This is a genomic window from Paraburkholderia sp. BR10882 (assembly GCF_040948855.1).
GTDB lineage: Bacteria > Pseudomonadota > Gammaproteobacteria > Burkholderiales > Burkholderiaceae > Paraburkholderia > Paraburkholderia nodosa_A.
In genome coordinates, this window is the sequence record NZ_JBFPKP010000008.1 from 226,028 (window position 1) to 245,064 (window position 19,037).

The 19,037-nt window shown below is 65.7% G+C and carries 20 protein-coding genes; 14 read left to right on the plus strand and 6 right to left on the minus strand.

Going from position 1 to position 19,037, the window contains the following annotated elements; genetic code table 11:
- Positions 1-65: 65 nt before the first annotated feature.
- Positions 66-320, minus strand: a complete 255-nt coding sequence (locus tag AB3X99_RS21765; RefSeq protein WP_368618102.1) for an accessory factor UbiK family protein — start codon at positions 318-320, stop codon at positions 66-68.
- Between the two features lie 528 nt (positions 321-848).
- On the opposite strand from AB3X99_RS21765, the gene AB3X99_RS21770 reads away from it, so the two are divergent.
- From AB3X99_RS21770 to ptsP, 7 genes are all read left to right on the plus strand, one after another.
- Entirely contained in the window at positions 849-1,187 is a 339-nt protein-coding gene (locus AB3X99_RS21770) for a P-II family nitrogen regulator (protein ID WP_028201804.1), read from the plus strand.
- Positions 1,188-1,227: 40 nt separating this feature from the next.
- A complete protein-coding gene (locus AB3X99_RS21775; RefSeq protein WP_368606415.1) occupies positions 1,228-2,745 on the plus strand; it encodes an ammonium transporter in 1,518 nt (505 codons plus the stop codon).
- Positions 2,746-3,129: 384 nt separating this feature from the next.
- Positions 3,130-4,419: a glutamate--cysteine ligase gene (gshA, locus tag AB3X99_RS21780; protein ID WP_069264972.1), complete on the plus strand. Its 1,290-nt coding sequence runs from the start codon at positions 3,130-3,132 to the stop codon at positions 4,417-4,419.
- 135 nt (positions 4,420-4,554) lie between these two features.
- Positions 4,555-5,508 carry a glutathione synthase gene (gshB, locus tag AB3X99_RS21785; RefSeq protein WP_368618103.1) on the plus strand — a complete coding sequence of 318 codons (954 nt, stop codon included), beginning with the start codon at positions 4,555-4,557 and terminating at the stop codon, positions 5,506-5,508.
- 428 nt (positions 5,509-5,936) lie between these two features.
- Positions 5,937-6,518 (plus strand): PTS sugar transporter subunit IIA, encoded by a 582-nt coding sequence (locus tag AB3X99_RS21790; RefSeq protein ID WP_368618104.1) that lies wholly within the window; start codon positions 5,937-5,939, stop codon positions 6,516-6,518.
- 85 nt (positions 6,519-6,603) lie between these two features.
- Positions 6,604-6,873, plus strand: a complete 270-nt coding sequence (locus AB3X99_RS21795; RefSeq protein ID WP_042270095.1) for an HPr family phosphocarrier protein — start codon at positions 6,604-6,606, stop codon at positions 6,871-6,873.
- A 212-nt stretch (positions 6,874-7,085) separates the two neighbouring features.
- A complete protein-coding gene (gene ptsP / locus AB3X99_RS21800) occupies positions 7,086-8,825 on the plus strand; it encodes a phosphoenolpyruvate--protein phosphotransferase (protein ID WP_069265236.1) in 1,740 nt (579 codons plus the stop codon).
- A gap of 80 nt (positions 8,826-8,905) precedes the next feature.
- Here ptsP and AB3X99_RS21805 read toward each other — a convergent pair whose 3' ends face one another.
- The 3 genes from AB3X99_RS21805 to gpmA all read right to left on the minus strand — a co-directional run bounded on the left by AB3X99_RS21805 (position 8,906) and on the right by gpmA (position 12,573).
- Positions 8,906-9,667: a ThiF family adenylyltransferase gene (locus AB3X99_RS21805; protein ID WP_368618105.1), complete on the minus strand. Its 762-nt coding sequence runs from the start codon at positions 9,665-9,667 to the stop codon at positions 8,906-8,908.
- Between the two features lie 175 nt (positions 9,668-9,842).
- Positions 9,843-11,423 carry a S41 family peptidase gene (locus AB3X99_RS21810; RefSeq protein WP_342949544.1) on the minus strand — a complete coding sequence of 527 codons (1,581 nt, stop codon included), beginning with the start codon at positions 11,421-11,423 and terminating at the stop codon, positions 9,843-9,845.
- Positions 11,424-11,823: 400 nt separating this feature from the next.
- Positions 11,824-12,573 (minus strand): 2,3-diphosphoglycerate-dependent phosphoglycerate mutase, encoded by a 750-nt coding sequence (gpmA, locus tag AB3X99_RS21815; RefSeq protein WP_069264960.1) that lies wholly within the window; start codon positions 12,571-12,573, stop codon positions 11,824-11,826.
- Positions 12,574-12,785: 212 nt separating this feature from the next.
- Between gpmA and AB3X99_RS21820 the strand changes: the two genes are divergently transcribed.
- From AB3X99_RS21820 to AB3X99_RS21840, 5 genes are all read left to right on the plus strand, one after another.
- On the plus strand, positions 12,786-13,211 hold the full coding sequence (locus AB3X99_RS21820) for a rhodanese-like domain-containing protein (protein WP_042270087.1): 426 nt from the start codon (positions 12,786-12,788) through the stop codon (positions 13,209-13,211).
- Complete coding sequence (gene grxC / locus AB3X99_RS21825; protein WP_042270085.1) at positions 13,208-13,468, plus strand: glutaredoxin 3; 261 nt, start codon at positions 13,208-13,210, stop codon at positions 13,466-13,468. Before AB3X99_RS21820 ends, grxC begins: the two co-directional genes overlap by 4 nt.
- 227 nt (positions 13,469-13,695) lie before the next feature.
- Positions 13,696-14,160 carry a protein-export chaperone SecB gene (gene secB / locus AB3X99_RS21830; protein WP_042270084.1) on the plus strand — a complete coding sequence of 155 codons (465 nt, stop codon included), beginning with the start codon at positions 13,696-13,698 and terminating at the stop codon, positions 14,158-14,160.
- Between the two features lie 46 nt (positions 14,161-14,206).
- A complete protein-coding gene (locus tag AB3X99_RS21835) occupies positions 14,207-15,205 on the plus strand; it encodes an NAD(P)H-dependent glycerol-3-phosphate dehydrogenase (protein WP_069264958.1) in 999 nt (332 codons plus the stop codon).
- Positions 15,206-15,274: 69 nt separating this feature from the next.
- Entirely contained in the window at positions 15,275-15,808 is a 534-nt protein-coding gene (locus AB3X99_RS21840) for an O-acetyl-ADP-ribose deacetylase (RefSeq protein ID WP_342949542.1), read from the plus strand.
- Between the two features lie 25 nt (positions 15,809-15,833).
- Here the strand turns inward: AB3X99_RS21840 and trmL are convergent, their stop codons facing one another.
- Together trmL and AB3X99_RS21850 are read right to left on the minus strand one after the other, a co-directional pair.
- The gene (gene trmL, locus AB3X99_RS21845; protein ID WP_069264956.1) at positions 15,834-16,304 is read right to left on the minus strand and encodes a tRNA (uridine(34)/cytosine(34)/5-carboxymethylaminomethyluridine(34)-2'-O)-methyltransferase TrmL; all 471 of its coding nucleotides are present in this window, start codon (positions 16,302-16,304) and stop codon (positions 15,834-15,836) included.
- Positions 16,305-16,346: 42 nt separating this feature from the next.
- Entirely contained in the window at positions 16,347-17,177 is an 831-nt protein-coding gene (locus AB3X99_RS21850; RefSeq protein WP_368618106.1) for a phosphoribosyltransferase family protein, read from the minus strand.
- A gap of 87 nt (positions 17,178-17,264) precedes the next feature.
- On the opposite strand from AB3X99_RS21850, the gene AB3X99_RS21855 reads away from it, so the two are divergent.
- The gene (locus AB3X99_RS21855; protein WP_069264950.1) at positions 17,265-18,254 is read left to right on the plus strand and encodes a methyltransferase domain-containing protein; all 990 of its coding nucleotides are present in this window, start codon (positions 17,265-17,267) and stop codon (positions 18,252-18,254) included.
- Between the two features lie 267 nt (positions 18,255-18,521).
- Complete coding sequence (locus tag AB3X99_RS21860; protein WP_069264947.1) at positions 18,522-18,998, plus strand: DUF2244 domain-containing protein; 477 nt, start codon at positions 18,522-18,524, stop codon at positions 18,996-18,998.
- Positions 18,999-19,037: the final 39 nt, after the last annotated feature.

Genomic DNA, 19,037 nt, shown 5'->3' on the forward strand with positions numbered 1-19,037 from the left:
ATCGCTTGCGGCGGGGCGGCAGCGGTGCTGCACTCAATTGCGCACAGGAGTGCGCAAGGAAATGATCAGGAGGACTGGCTAGTCACCGGCAGCTTCTGCTCGAGCTCGGCCACGCGGCGCTCGAGTTCTTCGAGGCGCTGGCGCGTGCGCACGAGCACCTGCGTTTGCGCGTCGAATTCCTCGCGCGTGACGAGGTCCAGCTTCGAAAAGCCTTGCGACAACATTGCGCGAACATTGCGTTCGACATCGCGCGCCGGCGAGTTCTTGAGCAGATCGCTCATGCGCGACTGCAGATCATTGAATACATCGTTAGGCTTCATTCGATTCCCCTTCGCTGCACAAAAAATGTGCAAGTTTTGTTTCGCCTGTGCCCCGCGGCGGACCGTGATCGATCTTGGTGCGAACTCGCAGGGCCACGGCCAGTGTGCGCGCAAGTGGTGCGCACCGCGGGCCCGTGTGCTTCGCGCTGTGGCGCGGCGGGCCATTTCCCGCCGCCATGCGGCGCCCGGCGCGGCAGCAATGCCTGAGAACACTGTAGCAACGTTCCCCGCGCCACGCCACCGCGCGCGCGCCACGCTGGCCGTTCGGCCAGGGCCTTGCGCGCCGCGCCCCTCAAGGCGCGGACCGCATTGTCCACGGCTTTGAGCGCGCTTGCATCGAAGTTCATCACACCGCCTTTACGCACGGAGTGCAGCAAATTGGCACGGGTGTTGCTAATACTGCCCCGCGCACCGAACGACAGGTTGGCTCACGGTGTGCCAGCGACGCGGCGAAGCATCACGCGCCGTTCGCCGGGCGCCCGTTGCAGAAGCAGACAAAGGAATGAAGCAAACCACAGCGAGGACTACATGAAACTCATTACAGCAATCATCAAGCCGTTCAAGCTCGATGAGGCGCGCGAAGCCCTTTCGGCGATCGGCGTTTCGGGGATCACGGTGACGGAGGTGAAAGGCTTCGGTCGCCAGAAGGGGCACACCGAGCTGTACCGCGGCGCGGAGTATGTCGTCGACTTCCTGCCAAAGGTGAAGATCGAAGCCGCCGTGGCCGACGATATCGTCGAGCAGGCCATCGAGGCAGTCGAACGCGCGGCCCGCACGGGCAAGATCGGCGACGGCAAGATTTTCGTCACCCCGATCGAACAAGTGATCCGCATCCGCACCGGCGAGACCGGCGCCGACGCGCTGTAAAGCCTAAAGAGACCGAGACAAGAGGAAAGAGGAAACCGAGATGCGCAAACTTTTGATGTCCCTGATGATGGCCGGCTCGCTGCTGGCCGGCGGCGTCGGCGCCGCGCTGGCGGACGACGCATCCGCGCCCGCCGCGGCCTCCGCGCCGGCCACCACCGCTTCGGCGCCCGATGCGTCCGCAGCCGCCCCGGCTTCGGCGCCCGCAGCCGACGCGGCTTCGGCCCCGGCAGCAGCAGCCAGCGCCCCGGCCGCCGCCGCAAGCGCCCCGGCCGACGCATCGGCTGCCGCCGCAGCCGCGGCGCCCGCCGCACCGACCGCGCCGTTCTCGGTCGATTCGTCGAAGATCAACTCCGGCGACACCGCGTGGATGCTGACCTCCACCGCGCTCGTGCTGTTCATGACGATCCCGGGCCTCGCGCTCTTCTACGGCGGCATGGTCCGCAAGAAGAACGTGCTCTCGACGCTCATGCAGAGCTTCGCGATCACCTGCGTCGTCACGGTGATCTGGACGGTGGTCGGCTACTCGATCGCGTTCACGCCGGGCGGCTCGTTCATCGGCGGCTTCTCGCGCATCTTCCTTGAGGGCATGAACTACATCAAGGGCGACAAGGCGACGACGCTTACCGTGAGCCACCTCGCGCCGACCATCCCCGAGACCGTGTACTTCGTCTATCAGATGACGTTCGCGATCATCACGCCGGCGCTCATTACCGGTGCGTTTGCCGATCGCATGAAGTTCTCGGCGATGCTCGTGTTCATGTCGCTGTGGTCGGTCATCGTCTACTCGCCGATCGCGCACATGGTGTGGGAGCCGACGGGCTGGCTCGCCAGCGCCGGCATCCTCGACTTCGCGGGCGGCACGGTCGTGCACATCAACGCCGGTATCGCGGGCCTCGTGTGCTGTCTCGTGCTCGGCAAGCGGGTTGGCTATGGCCGCGAAGTGATGGCTCCGCACAATCTCACGCTCACGCTGATGGGTGCGGCCATGCTGTGGGTGGGCTGGTTCGGCTTCAACGCGGGTTCGGCAGTCGCGGCTGACGGCCGTGCCGGCTTCGCGATGCTCACGACGCAAATCGCTACCGCCTGCGCCGCGCTCGGCTGGATGTTCGCGGAGTGGATCGCGAAGGGCAAGCCGTCGGTGCTCGGTATCGCTTCGGGCGCCGTTGCAGGTCTCGTGGCCATTACGCCGGCTTCGGGTTTCGTCGGCGTGCTGGGCGCAATCGTGATCGGTGTGGTGGCGGGCGTGGTCTGCTTCTGGTCGGCGACGTGGCTCAAGCACAAGTTCAACTATGACGACTCGCTCGACGCGTTCGGCGTGCACGGCATCGGCGGCATCATCGGTGCGCTGCTGACCGGCGTGTTCGCGGTGAAGGACATCGGCGGCGCGGATGGCAGCCTCATCCTGCAAGCCAAGGGCGTGCTCACGACCCTCATCTATAGCGGCGTGGTGAGCTTCGTCCTGCTGAAGGTGATCGACATGGTGATGGGCCTGCGCGTTTCGGAAGAAGAAGAGCGCGAAGGTCTCGACGTGGTGCTGCATGGCGAACGCGTGGAATAAGCGCGCCGCGTTAGACGGTTTGATCTAGCAGGGCAGTAAGCAGCGACCTGGGCCCGCCTTTTCGGCGGGCCCTTTTCTTTTGCGCGCTGCGGCGCCGGGTGTGGGCTTTGCTCCCGCGGAAGGGGGAATAAGCGCCGCGCACGCGCGTTCGCATAGTGCCCCTTCAATCCGTGTGCCCAATTGCGCCGGGCGGCGCGGGCGGTCCAGAATGGATATCCGGCTTGAATATCCGCGCGCGCGAAACGCTCGATTGACCCTACCGCGCCCAGGGAATTCATGACGGGGATTCACGAGGGCAATCCCGTCTTGCAACTGGCGCAATCGTCCCCAGATAAACGACCGGTTTCCCTACAATCAAAGCATTTCGTCCGCGAGTCACCCCTTATGGTCCCGCATCTGGTTACGGCGTTGAATGGCCCGCTCCTCGAACTGGAGCAGCGCATCCTCGACGCGACGCCGGCCATCGAGCGCTGGTTCCGCCTCGAATGGCAGGAGCACACGCCGCCGTTCTACGCCTCGGTCGACCTGCGCAACGCCGGCTTCAAGCTCGCGCCCGTCGACACCAACCTTTTTCCCGGCGCCTTCCACTGCCTGCCGCAGGAAGTGCTGCCGCTCGCCGTGCAAGCGGCCATGGCCGCCATCGAAAAGATCTGCCCGGACGCCAAGAACCTGCTGGTGATTCCGGAGATGCACACGCGCAACGCGTTTTATCTGGAGAATGTCGCGCGGCTCGCCACGATCATGCGCCAGGCGGGCCTGAACGTGCGTTTCGGCACCCTCGACGACACGATCGCCGGGCCGGTCACGATCTCGCTCGCGGACGGCCAGAAGATCGTGCTCGAACCGCTCGAGCGCTCGCAGCGGCGCCTCGGCCTGAAGAACTTCGACCCGTGCTCGATCCTGCTGAACAACGATCTTTCGGCCGGCATTCCGCCCGTGCTCGAAAACCTGCACGAGCAGTACGTGCTGCCGCCGCTGCACGCCGCCTGGGCGGTGCGCCGCAAGTCCACGCACTTCTCCTGCTATGACGACGTGGCGAAGAAGTTCGCGAAGATGGTGGGCGTGGACCCGTGGATGATCAATCCGTACTTCGCGCACGTGGAAGGCGTGGACTTCGAGGCGCGCACGGGCGAGGAGCCGCTCGCGACCGCCATCGACGCCGTGCTCAAGAAGATCGCGAAGAAGTACCGCGAGTACGGCATCACCGAAAAGCCCTATGTCGTCATCAAGTCCGATGCCGGCACGGACGGCCGCGGTGTGATGACGGTGCACGATGCCTCGGAGGTCGCCGCACTCACGAAGCGCGAACGTGCGAAGATGTCGGCCACGAAGGACGGGCTGGAAGTGCACGACGTGATCGTGCAGGAAGGCGTCTATACGTTCGAGCATATCGGCGACGAAGTGGCCGAGCCGGTCGTGTACATGATCGACCGCTATGTGGTGGGCGGCTTCTACCGCGCGCACGGCAGCCGCGAGCGCGACCAGAACCTGAACGCGCCGGGCATGCATTTCGTGCCGCTCGGCTTCGAGCACACGGCGCTGCCCGACACGCGCGCGAAAGCGGGGGCGGCGCCGCCGAACCGCTTTTACATGTACGGCGTGGTGGCGCGGCTCGGCTTGCTGGCGGCCTCGGTCGAGCTGGAGAAGACCGACCCCGAAGCGATCCAGGTCTGATCCAGCCGTCATCCTTCACACAATCGAACGCAGCGCCCGCCACCGTGCGGGCGTTGCCGTCATGAAAGCAGGCACCACACCAGGCGCCATGCCAGGCGTCAAGCAGCGACAGGACAGGGACAAGGCAGAGACGATATGGACATTCTCTTCATCGCCGATCCGCTCGAGCGGTTCAAGATCTACAAGGACTCGACCTACGCGATGATGGCCGAGGCCGCGAAGCGCGGCCACCGGCTCTTCGCGTGCGAGCCTCGGCACCTCGCATGGGTGAACGGCCAGGTGGAGGCCGACGTGCGGCGCTTCACGATCATCGGCGATACGGCGGACCTGCATCGCGAAACGTGGTTCGAAGCCACGGCCGATGCGCGCGCGCTCACCGGCTTCGACGCCGTCGTCATGCGCAAGGACCCGCCGTTCGACATGGAGTACGTCACGTCGACGTGGCTGCTGGAGATCGCCGAGCGCGCGGGCGCGAAGATCTTCAACAAGCCGCAGTCGATTCGCGATCACTCGGAGAAGCTCGCCATCGGCGAATTTCCGCAGTTCGTCGCGCCGACGCTCGTCACGCGCAGCGCGGCGCGCCTGCGCAAGTTCCATGAGGAGCACCAGGACGTGATCCTCAAGCCGCTCGACGGCATGGGCGGCATGGGCGTGTTCCGCGTGAAGGCGGACGGCATGAACCTCGGCTCGATCATCGAGATGCTGAGTCACGACGGGGCGCGCAGCGTGATGGCGCAGAAGTTCATCCCCGAAATCAAGGCCGGCGACAAGCGTATCCTGCTTATCGGCGGCGAGCCGGTGCCGTTTTCGCTCGCGCGTATTCCTCAGGGCAATGAAGTGCGCGGCAATCTGGCGGCGGGTGGGCTCGGCGTCGCGCAGCCGCTCACCGGGCGCGACATGGAGATCGCCAAAGCGCTCGGCCCGACGCTCGCGGCACGCGGCCTGCTGCTTGTCGGGCTCGACGCCATCGGCGACTGGCTCACCGAGGTCAATGTCACGAGCCCGACGTGTTTCCGCGAAATCATGGAGCAGACGGGCTTCGACGTGGCCGCGATGTTCATCGACGCGCTGGAGCGCGCGGCGGCCTGAATCTGCTTTCGAAACGGGGACCGGGCGCATTTGAAGCCCGCACCTGGAGCGCGGACTTGAAAGCCTCGCGTATGGCTGCATTTGCCGATTGTGGACGCCTTGCAGGGCAGGCGCCCCCTCCAGACCTTGACTGGCGGGCAGTTTTGGACCACGAAAGGTCGAGCGCGTACGCGGAGCCTGTGAATCGCGCGCGATATCTGTCGCCGCTGTGAGCAGAACCGCCTCGCGTGCGCGAAAATGACCCTGCTACAATGCCGCGAGCCCGCGTTCCGGGCTGGCAGGCGGGCGTCGACGAGACGCTTTGGCTGCCGCGCGGCGCGTGTTCCGACCCTGCGAGCTCACGGCTGGCTGCGGGGTTGGCGCTGCAGGACGCGATCTACGGGGTCGTCCGAGCATCAACCGGAGCCGTTTTTTGCAGTCAAGCTGACATGGCAGGGATTCTGATCATTGCGCACGCACCGCTCGCCACCGCGCTACGCGAGTGCATCGCGCATATCTATGGCGGTTGTCCGGCGCGCATCGGCGCGCTCGACGTGCTCCCCGACAGCGACCCGGCTGAAGTGGTCGCCAAGGCGAATTCGGAGATCGAGCGCCTGCGCGAAGAAAACGGCGCGCTCGTGTTGACCGACATGTTCGGCGCCACGCCTTCGAACATCGCGGCGCGCCTCGCCACGGTGCCCGAGGTGCGCGTGCTGGCCGGCGTGAATCTGCCGATGCTGGTGCGTGCCGTGTGCTACCGGGCAACGCCGCTCGACACGCTGGTCGAAAAGGCGCTGGCCGGCGCGAGCAAGGGCGTGCAGACCATCGGCCCGACCATGCCGCCCGTTGCTCCTGCGAGCGAATGCGCTTGCCCGCCCACGCCCTGCACCGAAACCACTGCGGAGGCGACAAAGCAGGCCGCGAATCCGGTAGCCGGCCAGAGCGCGAGCCAGCCAGCAGCCGCGACGCGCGGCGCGGCTTGCACCGGCGGCGTTGCGGCGGGCGTGTTCAGGCCGGCTGGCAGCACCTGAGCCGGCGGCGCGCCAGCGAAAGCCAACAACAAGGCACAGCGAAACAACCCAAGCTCACTTCCACACACCGCGTCCGGATCGACCTATGCTGCAACAAGAAACGACCATCGTGAACAAACTCGGCCTGCACGCGCGGGCGTCGGCGAAGCTGACGCAGCTCGCAGGCAACTATCAGTCGGAAATCTGGATGAGCCGCAACGGCCGCCGCATCAACGCCAAGAGCATCATGGGGGTCATGATGCTGGCGGCGGGCATCGGCAGCACGGTGATGATCGAAACCGAAGGCCCGGACGAGGCCGACGCCATGAGCGCGCTGCTCAAGCTGATCGCCGATAAGTTTGGCGAAGGCCAGTAAGACGCGCGTGGTCATTGCGCCTTGCTCGGAACGCCGCGGTTTGCCGCGGCGTTTTTGTTTGCGGGCGGCGACTGCTGCACAACGCCGCAGTCATGCGCGCACAGGTGCGCATGGCCACATTCCGCCGCGCTGGAATTTATAATCATCGCCGGGGTCTGAGAGAGCGCATTGCAGCGGTTTGCCGCAGCATCAAATAACCAGAGGAGGTGCGCGTGCCGTTCACGCTGCATGGAATTCCCGTATCACGCGGTATAGCCATCGGGCGAGCGTACCTGATCGCTCCGGCTGCGCTCGACGTCGACCATTACCTCATCGAGCACGCGCAGATCGAAGACGAAATCGTGCGCTTTCGCGCGGCGCTGCAGGCCGTGGAGCACGAACTCGACACGCTGCGCGCCGATCTCGCCGCCGACGCCCCTTCCGAAATGGGCGCATTTATCGGTGTGCACCTCATGATCCTGAACGACGTGATGCTCGTACAGGAGACCATCGATCTCATCCGCACGCGCCGCTTCAATGTGGAGTGGGCGCTTACCGAACAGCTCGAACGCCTCTCGCGTCACTTCGACGACGTGGAGGACGAGTACCTGCGCGAGCGCAAGGCCGATATCGAGCAAGTCGTGGAGCGCGTACTGAAGTCGCTCGCCGGCGCCATGCCGCCTTCGCTGCACGGCGGCTGCGACGAGATGATCGTCGTCGCGCACGACATCGCGCCGGCCGACATGCTGCAGTTCAAGGGGCAAACCTTCCAGGGGTTCGTCACCGATCTGGGCGGCCGCACCTCGCACACGGCGATCGTCGCGCGCAGCCTCGGCATCCCGGCCGCGGTGGGCGTGCAGCAGGCGAGCGCGCTGATCCGCCAGGACGATCTCATCATCGTCGACGGCGACCACGGCATCGTGATCGTCGATCCCGCGCCGATCGTGCTCGAGGAGTACACCTACCGTCAAAGCGAGATGGCGCTCGAGCGGCGCAAGCTGCAGCGCCTGAAGTTCTCGCCGACGCAAACGCTATGCGGCGCGAAGATCCAGCTGTACGCGAACATCGAGCTGCCCGACGACGCGCAGGCCGCGCTCGACTCGGGCGCGACGGGCGTGGGCCTCTTTCGCACTGAGTTCCTGTTCATGAACCACAAGAACCACTTGCCGGAGGAGGACGAGCAGTTCGCCGCCTACCGCCGCGCGGTGGAGCTCATGAACGGGCTGCCCGTGACGATCCGTACGATCGACGTGGGCGCGGACAAGCCGCTCGACGCCATGAATGCGGGCGACGGTTACGAGACGGCGGCGAACCCGGCGCTCGGCCTGCGCGCGATCCGCTGGAGCCTGTCCGAGCCGCAGATGTTCCTCACGCAGTTGCGGGCGATCCTGCGCGCCTCGGCGTTCGGTTCGGTCAAGATCCTGATTCCGATGCTCGCGCACGCGCAGCAGATCGACCAGACGCTCGACCTGATCCGCGAGGCCAGGCGCCAGCTCGACGACGCGGGCCTCGCCTACGATCCCAACATCCAGGTCGGCGCGATGATCGAGATTCCGGCGGCCGCGCTCGCGCTGCCGATGTTCCTGCGCCGTCTCGACTTCCTCTCGATCGGCACCAACGACCTGATCCAGTACGCGCTCGCCATCGACCGCGCCGACAACGCGGTGGCCGACCTGTACGATCCGCTGCATCCGGCCGTGCTGCAGCTGATCGCGCATACGCTGCGCGAGGCGAAGCGTGCGGGCGTGCCCGTTTCGGTATGCGGGGAGATGGCGGGCGACCCGTCGTTCACGCGTTTGCTGCTCGGCATGGGGCTTACCGAGTTTTCGATGCACCCGAGCCAGTTGCTCGTGGTGAAGCAGGAGATCCTGCGCTCGCAGCTCAAGACGCTGGAAAAACCGGTGGCGGAGGTGCTGGCCGCTTACGAGCCCGAGGAGCTGCAGGCCGCGCTGCAGCGTGTGGCCCAGGCCTGAGCGTGCACCTGCTGATACGCGAAAATGCGAAAAGCCCCGGCATGTCCGGGGCTTTTTTCTTGCCTTGGCTCGCGCGGGCCTCAGGCGTGCCGGAGACGCTCGCCGCACACCGGGCAATCCGGCTGCCGTGCCACGCGCATCGTGCTCCACTCCATGCGCAGCGAGTCGAGCATCATGAGCCGCCCGACGAGCGGCGTACCGATGCCGCCGATCACGCGCAGCGCCTCGGCCGCCTGCATCGCGCCGATGATGCCAACCGTTGGCGCGAATACGCCCATCGTCGAGCACGCCACTTCCTCGAATGGCTGATCTTCCGGGAACACGCAGGCGTAGCACGGCGAGGCGTCGTCGCGGAAGTCGAACGTGCTGATCTGTCCGTCGAAGCGCAACGCCGCGCCCGAGACGAGCGGCACGCCATGCTTCACGCACGCGCGGTTGATGGCGTGGCGCGTGGCGAAGTTGTCGGTGCAGTCGAGCACGACCGTCGCGCCCGGCACCTGCGCGTCGAGCCACGCATCGTCGATGCGTGTTTGCAGCGCGATCACCTTCACTTCGGGATTCAGGCGCGCGATGGCGTCGCGGCCCGACTCGACCTTCGCGCGGCCGACCGAAGCCGTCTCGTGCATGATCTGCCGCTGCAGGTTGGTGAGGTCGACGGTGTCGTTGTCGACGAGCGTGAGCGTGCCCACGCCCGAGGCCGCGAGATACATCGCCGCGGGCGACCCCAGGCCGCCCGCGCCCACGACGATCGCATGCGCGTCGAGAAAGCGCTGCTGCGCCTCGATGCCGATCTCGTCGACGAGGATATGGCGGGAATAGCGAAGGAGTTGGTCGTCGTTCATCGCGATGCGCTGGTTCGATGGCGCTGCGATGGACTCGAGAGCCTGAATGGCCCTGAATGGGGGAGCGCGCGCCGGGGAAATACCGTGCCGTTATTGTAACGACGCCAGCGGCTGGAGGAGGGGCGGCCTCGCGACCGGCGCACGAGGCGCACGGGTCGCGAGGCGGTACGGCGTGTTACTTCGCCGGCGCGGGAGCGGAGGCCGGCGCGGCGGAGCCCGGAGCCGGCGCCATGATGAGCGCGCCCGGCTTCACGGCGATCGGCGCGGAAGCCGAGGTCGGCGGCTTCTGCTGCGCGAGGCGGCGCTCCATCGGCGACTTCGATTCGGCCACCGGCTTGCCCTGGAGCTTGTTCAGCGCCTGCTGGAGCATGTAGTCGTCGGTAGAACCGAACTCGACCGGCTTGCGCTCGCGATCCTTCTGGCGCTGATCCGGCGTTTTCTTGTCGTTCTGCTCTTCGAGCTGACGCAGCATGTCCATGCGCTCCTGCTCGCGCACTTCCTGCTCCTTCTTCTCGTCCGGATCCTGCGTGTTGGCGAGGTGGTTCTGGTAGTCCACTTCGCGCGTGACGAGTGCGTCGTCCGGATCGCCGTCTGCGTACTGGTCGACCGCGATATCAGGACGGATGCCCTTGTTCTGGATCGAGCGGCCGCTCGGCGTGTAGTAGTACGCCGTGGTGAGACGCAGCGCCGTGTCGGCCGTCATCGGGCGCACGGTCTGCACCGAGCCCTTGCCGAACGTCGTCTTGCCGACGATCAGCGCGCGCTTCGAGTCCTGCAGCGCGCCCGCCACGATTTCCGAGGCCGACGCCGAGTAGGCATTGGTCAGCACGACCATCGGCACGGTCTTGAACTCGGCCGCCTCGCCCTTGAGCGGGTCGCCGTCGAACGACGGCAGGCGGTAGTTCTCGTAGGTGTCGCGGTAGACCTGCTTCGAGTCCGGGATCTGGCCGTTCGTCGAGACGACGACCGAATCCGGCGGCAGGAACGCGCCCGCAACGCCGACGGCGCTTTGCAGCAGGCCGCCGCCGTTGTTGCGCAGGTCGAGGATGATGCCCTTGAGGTTCGGCTCCTGGCGCGCGATATCTTGCAGCTTCTGGGCGAGGTCGGGGACCGTGCGCTCCTGGAAGCTCGTGATGCGGATATACGCGTAGCCCGGCTGCACGATCTTCGACTTCACGCTCTGGACCTTGATGATGGCGCGCGTGATGGTGAGCGGGAAGGTGCGGTCGTCGGTCTTGCGGAAGATCGTGAGCGTGACCTTCGTGCCCGGGTCGCCGCGCATCTGCTTGACGGCCTGGTCGAGCGTCATGCCGCGCACCGGCTTGTCGTTGATGCGCGTGATGAGGTCGCCCGGACGGATGCCGGCGCGGTAGGCGGGCGTGTCTTCGATCGGCGAGATGACCTTGATCAGGCCGTCTTCCGACGAGATTTCGATGCCGAGGCCCGCGAAGCGACCCTTGGTCTGCTCCTGGAGTTCCTGGTAATCGGTCTTGTCGAGATACGACGAGTGCGGGTCGAGGCTCGACACCATGCCCTTGATGGCGGCGGTGAGGAGCTTCTTGTCGTCCACCGGCACGACATACTCATGCTTGATTTGACCAAAGACTTCGGCGAAGAGCCTCAGCTGGTCGAGCGGCAGCGGTTCTACGACCGTCTGCTGGGTTTGCTGCGCCTCGGCGGAAATCTGCAGGGTGGCAAATACGCCGGTCGCGAGGCCAGCGGCGATCAGGCCGATGTTTTTCAGGTTCTTTCGCATAGAGTATGTTGCGTGCGGTCGAAAAGGCGCGTGGCAGCGTCTATTGGAAAAGCGACGGACAAGTATAACTGCACACCCGCCGTGGCTGTGTATATGGCGCGTACGATGGGGACTAAGACAGTGCCGCAGCCGCCAGGTTCGCAAACCGTGTGCCGCAATTTTGCTTCTGGCACGGTGCTGGCAGTGCGCTGGCAATCCTGCCAGACAGGCCCGGAAAGAGACAGAAAAGGGGAATGTGCAACGAATTCCATCGCGGCCAGAGTGCCGGGGCGAAGCCGCGCGGCGCTTCGCGTGGCGGGAGGGCATGGCCTGCGGACAGGCCGCCGGCCCGACGGACCGGCGGCTTCCTGAATCAACCAGGCATGGCCAGGATGCGGCCGATGAAGGGAAGCACCAAGCCTCAGCCCGCCTTCTTGCCCTGGTTCGCAACGGCGGCCTGCGCCTTCGCGATGGCTTCGGCGTCGCCCAGATAGTAGTGCTTGATGGGCTTGAGGCTCTCGTCCAGCTCGTAGACGAGCGGCACGCCGTTCGGGATGTTCAGACCGACGATGTCGTCATCCGAAATGTTGTCGAGGTACTTCACGAGCGCGCGGATCGAGTTGCCGTGCGCGGCGATTACCACCTTCTTGCCCGCCTTGATGGCCGGCGCGATCGACTCGTTCCAGATCGGCATCACGCGCGCGACCGTGTCCTTCAGGCACTCGGTGAGCGGCAGTTCCTCGCGCGGCACCTTGGCGTAACGCGGGTCGTTGTACGACGTGCGCGAGTCGGACGGCTCGAGCGCCGGCGGCGGCGTGTCGTAGCTGCGGCGCCAGACCAGCACCTGCTCGTCGCCGAATTTGGCCGCCGTTTCGGCCTTGTTCAGGCCCGAAAGCGCACCGTAGTGACGCTCGTTCAGGCGCCACGAGTGGACCACGGGCAGGTACATCTGGTCCATCTGGTCCTGCACGTGCCAGAGCGTGCGGATCGCGCGCTTGAGCACGGAGGTGTAGGCGATGTCGAACGTGTAGCCGGACTCCTTGAGCAGCTGGCCTGCCTGCTGCGCTTCGCGGTTGCCCTGCTCGGTGAGGTCGACGTCCACCCAGCCGGTGAAACGGTTTTCCTTGTTCCAGGTCGATTCGCCGTGGCGGATGAGTACGAGTTTGTACATGAGGATGCCGGTCGGTAGTGAAGGAAGCGGTAATCGGGGACGGAAGACGCAACACGGCAGCAGCGCCATGGCGGCGGTCCAGGTCCGGCGGGTGGCACGCCCGGGCTGGGGGGCGGTAACCCTGCGACAAACGGTTATTTTATAATGAGCGGATTGTCCGAATCCGATTTCGCACGATTTCTCCGACTTTCCCTTTTTCCGGCGGCCCCTCCGTGACGTTCTTCACCAATTACATCAACCTTGTACTCATCGCGATCGTCCTCATCTCAGGAGGGTTGCTCCTTTGGCCGACGCTCAAGCGCGGCGGCCGCGGCGGGGTTTCCACCGCCGAGGCGACGCAGCTCATCAACCGCCGCAACGCGGTGGTGGTCGACCTGCGTCCCGCGGGTGAGTTCGCGAAGGGTCATCTGCCCTCGGCGCGCCAGGTTGAATTCGGCGAACTCGAGACGAAGATCGGCCAGCTCGTGAAGAACAAGAGCAACCCGGTGTTGCTGGTCTGCCAGACGGGCCAGCAGTCGCACAAGGCGCTGCGCCTCGTGAAGGACGCCGGTTTTGCCGAAGTCCACGTGCTGGACGGCGGCGTGAACGCCTGGCAGCAGGCCGGTATGCCGGTCGTGAAACAAGGAGGTTCGAAGTGAGCAAAGTGGTCATGTACAGCACCCAGGTGTGCCCGTATTGCCAGATGGCCGAGCGTCTTTTAAAGTCGCGCGGCGTCGAACACATCGAGAAAGTGCTGATCGACCGGGACCCGGCGCGGCGCGAAGAGATGATGACGCGCACCGGCCGGCGTACCGTGCCGCAGGTTTTCATCGGCGAGACGCACGTGGGCGGTTACGATGACCTCTCCGCGCTCGACCGTGCGGGCGGCTTGATGCCGCTGCTCGAAGCCGCCTGAGGTTACGGGCGGATTCAAGGCCTGATTCGCAGCCCGATAGCCTTGCGGCCTCGGTCCGCAGGCGGGCTGCGCAGCGTGACGTAGCGACGCAGGGTTTCGGCCCGCGCGAGCCAGTGAGGCTTGCGCGGGCCTGTTGCCGTTCATTGCCGTAGCGCGGCGCATTTTCGGGACGCTGAGATGTCACGAGGATGCCGCCGCGATCCATTCAATCAGGGAAGCCATACACCATGTCTGACGAGAACAACCAGCCGTTCTTCAATATCCAGCGCATTTACCTCAAGGACATGTCGCTCGAGCAGCCGAATTCGCCGGCCATCTTCCTTGAGCAGGACATGCCTTCGGTCGAAGTGGAAGTCGACGTCAAGGCCGAGCGCCTCGCCGAATCGGTGTTCGAGATCATCGTCACCGGCACCGTCACGGCCAAGGTCAAGGACAAGGTTGCGTTCCTGATCGAAGCCAAGCAAGCCGGCATTTTCGACATCCGCAACATCCCGGCCGAACAGGTCGATCCGCTCGTCGGCATCGCATGCCCGACCATCCTGTTCCCGTACCTGCGCTCGAATATCGCCGACGCGATCACGCGCGCGGGCTTCCCGCCGATCCACCTGGCCGAGATCAACTTCCAGGCGCTCTACGAGCAACGCCTGCAGCAACTCGCCCAGCAAGACGGCGCAAGCAGCGCAACGCACTAAAGCGTACGTTGATCGTTTCCACGAACTACCGGTGCGGAGTATCGGAATGAACATCGCCGTTCTCGGCGCCGGAGCGTGGGGCACCGCGCTGGCAGGGCATCTCGCCCAGGCGCATCACACGCTGTTGTGGGCGCGCGATGGCGCGCTCGTCGACACCTTGCGCAAGACGCACGAAAACGCCCGCTACCTCGCGGGCGTCGCGCTGCCCAGCAATCTCGAATACGAAACGGATCTTGCCGCCGCGCTCGACCATGCGTCGGGCGAGGCGGATCTCGTCGTGCTCGCTACGCCCGTGGCCGGCCTGCGCGGCATGCTTTGCACACTGCGCGACATGGGCCGCGTGCCCGCGCACTTCGTCTGGCTCTGCAAGGGCTTCGAAGCGCAAACGCAATTGATGCCGCATCAGGTCGTGGCGGCCGAGCTGCCGGGCCATGCGAGCAACGGCGTGCTTTCGGGGCCGAGCTTCGCGCGCGAAGTCGGCGAGGGCCTGCCTGTCGCGTTGACGGTGGCGAGCGCCTCCGCCGATTGTCGCGAGCGCACGCTCGCTGCGTTCCATCACCGCGCGATGCGCATCTATACCGGCGACGACGTGGTCGGCGTGGAGGTGGGCGGCGCGGTCAAGAACGTGCTCGCGATCGCGACCGGCATTGCCGATGGTCTGGGCCTCGGCCTGAACGCACGCGCGGCGCTCATCACGCGCGGTCTCGCCGAGATGACGCGCCTTGGCGTCACGCTCGGCGGGCGTGCCGAGACCTTCACGGGGCTGACCGGCCTCGGCGACCTCATCCTCACCGCCACGGGCGACCTCTCGCGCAACCGCACCGTGGGCAAGCAGCTCGCGAGCGGCCGCACGCTCGACGATATCCTCGCCGCACTCGGTCACGTGGCCGAAGGCGTGCGCTGCGCGCAGGCCGTGCTGGCACTCGCGCGCGCGCACGGCATCGACATGCCGATCACCCAGGCGGTATGCGCCGTGCTGTTCGACGGTGTCACGCCGCGCGACGCCGTGAGCGCGCTGCTGCGGCGCGACGCGAAGGCGGAGTAGGGCGCTTCGGTCCTGCTGCGCCAGGTTTTGAGCACGCTTTGCGTGGGCCGGATCGCAAAGGAGGACCGTATGCTGACCATCGGAAACTGCCGCATCGAAGCGCAGGCCGTCGACATCACCACGTTGAAGGTCGATGCGATCGTCAACGCCGCGAACGAATCGCTGCTCGGCGGCGGCGGCGTGGACGGCGCGATTCATCGCGCCGCCGGGCCGGACCTGCTGCGCGAATGCGAGACGCTGAACGGCTGCCCGACCGGCGACGCCAAAATCACCGGCGGCTATCGCCTTCCCGTCAAACACGTCATCCACACCGTGGGCCCCGTCTGGTACGGCGGCGGCCGTGACGAAGCGCATCTGCTCGCGTCCTGCTACCGGCGCTCACTCGAGTGCGCGCGCGAGGCCGGCGTGACGAGCATCGCGTTTCCGGCAATCAGTTGCGGCGTCTACCGTTTTCCTGCCGACGAGGCCGTGGCGATTGCGGTATCGACCGTGATCGACGAGCTATCGAAATATCCGACGCTCGAACACGTGATCTTCGCCTGCTTCGACAATGCGATGCTCACGCGCTACGAGCGTGAGCTTGCGGCGCGCGGCAGGGCGTAGGGCGACGCGGTACAACGTACCCGCGTCATTCGCCGCCTTCGAATCCCGCTTGACGCCACGCTTCGAACACCACGACCGCAACTGTGTTCGAGAGATTCAGGCTGCGATTGCCGGGTCGCATCGGCAGGCGCACGCGTTGTGGCGTCGCAAAGCGCTCTAGCACCGCGTCGGGCAGGCCGCGCGTTTCCGCGCCGAACACGAACCAGTCGCCCGGCTGGAACGCATGCGCATGAAAGCGGCCCGATCCGCGCGTCGTGAACGCGAACATGCGCGACGGGTCCGGCGCTTCCTTGGCGATGAAGGCGTCCCAGTCGGCGTGCACGTGCATCTGCGCGTACTCGTGGTAATCGAGGCCCGCGCGGCGCATTTTCGCGTCGTCGAGGGGAAAGCCGAGCGGTTCGATCAGATGAAGCCGCGCACCGGTGTTCGCGCACAGGCGGATCACGTTGCCCGTGTTTGGCGGAATTTCGGGTTCGACGAGAACGACGTTGAACATGACGATGAAACTCTCTCGATGTCTTGAATAGTGTGAGGCCGATCAGTCTTTCGGCGTGCGCAGCGCGACGAAATTGGTCACGCGCCGTGCGCCCGCGGCCTTGAGCGTATGCGCGAGCGCGTCGAGCGTGGCGCCCGAGGTCATCACGTCGTCGACCACGCCCACGTGCTGGCCGGCAAGCGGCCGCGCGAGCGCGAAGGCCCGGCCGACGTTGCGGCGGCGCGTCTCGCGATCGAGCTTCGATTGCGGCGCCGTATGCAGGATGCGTCGTACGAGCGTGGCGTCCGCGGGCGTGCCCAACCGGCGCGCGAGCGGCCGCGCGATCTGCCAGGCCTGGTTGTAGCCGCGCTCGATCAGGCGTTCGCGCGAGAGCGGCACCGGCACGACGATCTCCGGCATGCCGTGCTCATCGCACATATCGTATGCGGCCAGCGCCAGGCGTCGCGCAAATTCCTCGCCGAGTGCGAGGCGCGCGCGAAACTTCAGGCCACGCGCGAGCAGGTCGAGCGGCGCGCGATAATCGGCGAGCGCGAGCGTGGCGTCGAACGCAGGCGGTGCGTCGGTGCAGGCCTCGCAGCGGTAGCGTGCGCGTCCCGCCGAACCGCGCCTGTGCGCGAGCGGCATCGCACAGACCGTGCAGCGCAGGCGCGGCTCATTCCAGTACGCGGCATCGCAGCACACACAGAGCGTGGCTCGCGTCAAATTGCCGCATAATGGGCACAGATTGGGCAGCACGAAGTGGGCAAGCTGTGACGGCAGCGCCCGCGCTTTTCGACAGACGCGCGCAACGCCCGCAAGACGAGTGCGGTGCGAAGCGGGCGGTGTGACGCCCGCTGCATTGCGTGCATCACGTGAAGAAGAGCGCGGCGGCATCGAAGGACGGCCCGGGCAGCGGGCTCGCGTGACTGAAAGGAAAGGAGTGAGCGAGTATACTTCGCAGACTTCGCCAATACGACCGACATGTCCCCGTCTCCCGCAAGAACTGGCCGTCCGGACTATGACACCCGGCACCTGCGGCGCATCTTCGATCGCCGTGCGGCGACTTTCGACGACGTTGCCTTCCTGCCGCGTGAAATCGCGCAACGCATGCGCGAGCGCCTCGAGTACATCAAGGTGAAACCTGCGGCCGTGCTCGACATCGCGTGCGGCCAGGGCGACGACCTGCCCGGCTTGCGCGAGCGCTTTCCCGAAGCGCCCGTGTTCGGCACCGATCTCTCCCTCGCCATGCTGCGCCGTGCCCGCGAGCACGACGCCCCCGACACGAGCTGGCGGCGTTTCCTGCCTGCATCGGTTGGACGCGCGCTCGGCTCGCGCGGTCCGCGGGTTGCGCAGGCCGACTTCGCCGAACTGCCGTTCGCGCACGGTGCGTTCGAGCTGCTGTGGTCGAATCTCGCACTGCATTGGCATCCGCGCCCCGACCTCGTGTTCGGCGAGTGGCAGCGCGTGCTTAAGGTCAACGGCTTGCTCATGTTCAGCACGCTCGGCCCCGACACGCTCAAGGAGTTGCGCGGCGCGTTCGCCGAAGTCGAAGCCGCGCACGGCGTGCCGACGCGCGCGCACGTCATCGATTTCGTCGACATGCACGATCTCGGCGACATGCTCGTCGAGAACGGTTTCGAGATTCCGGTCATGGACCAGGAAACGCTCACCATCACCTACAAGACGCCGGAGAAGCTGCTCGCCGACGTGCGCCGCTGGGGCGCGTATCCGTTCGAGCGCAACGGCGATGGCGACAGTGAGAACGGTGGCACCGCGCGGCGCCTGCACCGTGCGCTCGTGGCGGCGCTCGAGGCGCGCCGCTGCACGGACGGTCCGCACGCGGGCACGATCCCGCTGACCTTCGAGATCATCTACGGCCACGCGTGGAAGGCCGTGCCGCGCACGACCGCCGAAGGCCATGGCATCGTGCGCATCGAAGACATCGGCCGGGGTCCTGCAAGGAATCGGTAACGTGGTAAGGGGGCTTTCGTTATGCCTGAAATTAGCGCCGGAAAAGCCCTGGGGAAATGCTTGAAAAATCGCTGTAAAGCCCGTCTGGTATGGGCTCGCGGGCGATTGGGCCTTGCTTGTGAGGGCTGGGGATCGCGCCTATAATGCGTCAGTTTGCTGCGCGGAAGGGTCCCCAAATTCCGTTGTGGCAAGTCCAGATGTTCCCGTAGTTGTGCGAGGCGCGACGCGGCGATAGTCTGGCGAAGTTGCAAGTGGGGGAAGCGAGCGATGCAGGCGTCTGATCTGCTGGCGAGTCCGGAACCGGTCCTGAAAGACTGGATCATGAAGCGCAACTGTTCGGTTTCGCCCAGGCAATTCGTGTTCTTCTATGTTTCGCTGGCGCTGGTTTCCATCGCGATCGCCGTTCTGTTGTTGATCCACGGCGCCTGGCTGGTTTTGCCGTTTACCGGTATCGATCTGTTGGTAGTAGGCGGCGCTTTTGTCATCTATGCGCGCCATGCTGTCGATTACGAACGTATCAGGCTTTATCCGAACCGGCTGGTGATCGAACAGATGAGCGCCGACGCGCTCACGCAGTTCGAATTCAATCCCCGCTGGGTCCGGGTCGAGCCGGGCGCGACCCCACGCGACCCGGTGCGTCTCGTGTCCCGCGGTCAGGCGGTCGCTGTCGGGTTGCATCTGCCGCAATATCGGCGTGCGCAGTTCGCGCGGGAACTGCGTGCCTGGCTTGCGCGCGCGCCTTGATGCGCGGCGCGTGAGCTTGCCGGTTGGCGGTACGAGCGT

What these genes read in the sequence shown, in the direction of transcription:
- AB3X99_RS21840 (WP_342949542.1), top strand. Translation starts at nt 15,275, where the DNA reads ATGCTGACCATCGGAAACTGCCGCATCGAAGCGCAGGCCGTCGACATC.
- AB3X99_RS21835 (WP_069264958.1), top strand. Translation starts at nt 14,207, where the DNA reads ATGAACATCGCCGTTCTCGGCGCCGGAGCGTGGGGCACCGCGCTGGCA.
- AB3X99_RS21850 (WP_368618106.1), bottom strand. Translation starts at nt 17,177, where the DNA reads ATGCCGCCGCGCTCTTCTTCACGTGATGCACGCAATGCAGCGGGCGTC.
- AB3X99_RS21775 (WP_368606415.1), top strand. Translation starts at nt 1,228, where the DNA reads ATGCGCAAACTTTTGATGTCCCTGATGATGGCCGGCTCGCTGCTGGCC.
- AB3X99_RS21795 (WP_042270095.1), top strand. Translation starts at nt 6,604, where the DNA reads ATGCTGCAACAAGAAACGACCATCGTGAACAAACTCGGCCTGCACGCG.
- trmL (WP_069264956.1), bottom strand. Translation starts at nt 16,304, where the DNA reads ATGTTCAACGTCGTTCTCGTCGAACCCGAAATTCCGCCAAACACGGGC.
- AB3X99_RS21770 (WP_028201804.1), top strand. Translation starts at nt 849, where the DNA reads ATGAAACTCATTACAGCAATCATCAAGCCGTTCAAGCTCGATGAGGCG.
- gshB (WP_368618103.1), top strand. Translation starts at nt 4,555, where the DNA reads ATGGACATTCTCTTCATCGCCGATCCGCTCGAGCGGTTCAAGATCTAC.
- AB3X99_RS21805 (WP_368618105.1), bottom strand. Translation starts at nt 9,667, where the DNA reads ATGAACGACGACCAACTCCTTCGCTATTCCCGCCATATCCTCGTCGAC.
- secB (WP_042270084.1), top strand. Translation starts at nt 13,696, where the DNA reads ATGTCTGACGAGAACAACCAGCCGTTCTTCAATATCCAGCGCATTTAC.
- AB3X99_RS21855 (WP_069264950.1), top strand. Translation starts at nt 17,265, where the DNA reads ATGTCCCCGTCTCCCGCAAGAACTGGCCGTCCGGACTATGACACCCGG.
- AB3X99_RS21765 (WP_368618102.1), bottom strand. Translation starts at nt 320, where the DNA reads ATGAAGCCTAACGATGTATTCAATGATCTGCAGTCGCGCATGAGCGAT.
- AB3X99_RS21810 (WP_342949544.1), bottom strand. Translation starts at nt 11,423, where the DNA reads ATGCGAAAGAACCTGAAAAACATCGGCCTGATCGCCGCTGGCCTCGCG.
- gshA (WP_069264972.1), top strand. Translation starts at nt 3,130, where the DNA reads ATGGTCCCGCATCTGGTTACGGCGTTGAATGGCCCGCTCCTCGAACTG.
- AB3X99_RS21790 (WP_368618104.1), top strand. Translation starts at nt 5,937, where the DNA reads ATGGCAGGGATTCTGATCATTGCGCACGCACCGCTCGCCACCGCGCTA.
- AB3X99_RS21860 (WP_069264947.1), top strand. Translation starts at nt 18,522, where the DNA reads ATGCAGGCGTCTGATCTGCTGGCGAGTCCGGAACCGGTCCTGAAAGAC.
- gpmA (WP_069264960.1), bottom strand. Translation starts at nt 12,573, where the DNA reads ATGTACAAACTCGTACTCATCCGCCACGGCGAATCGACCTGGAACAAG.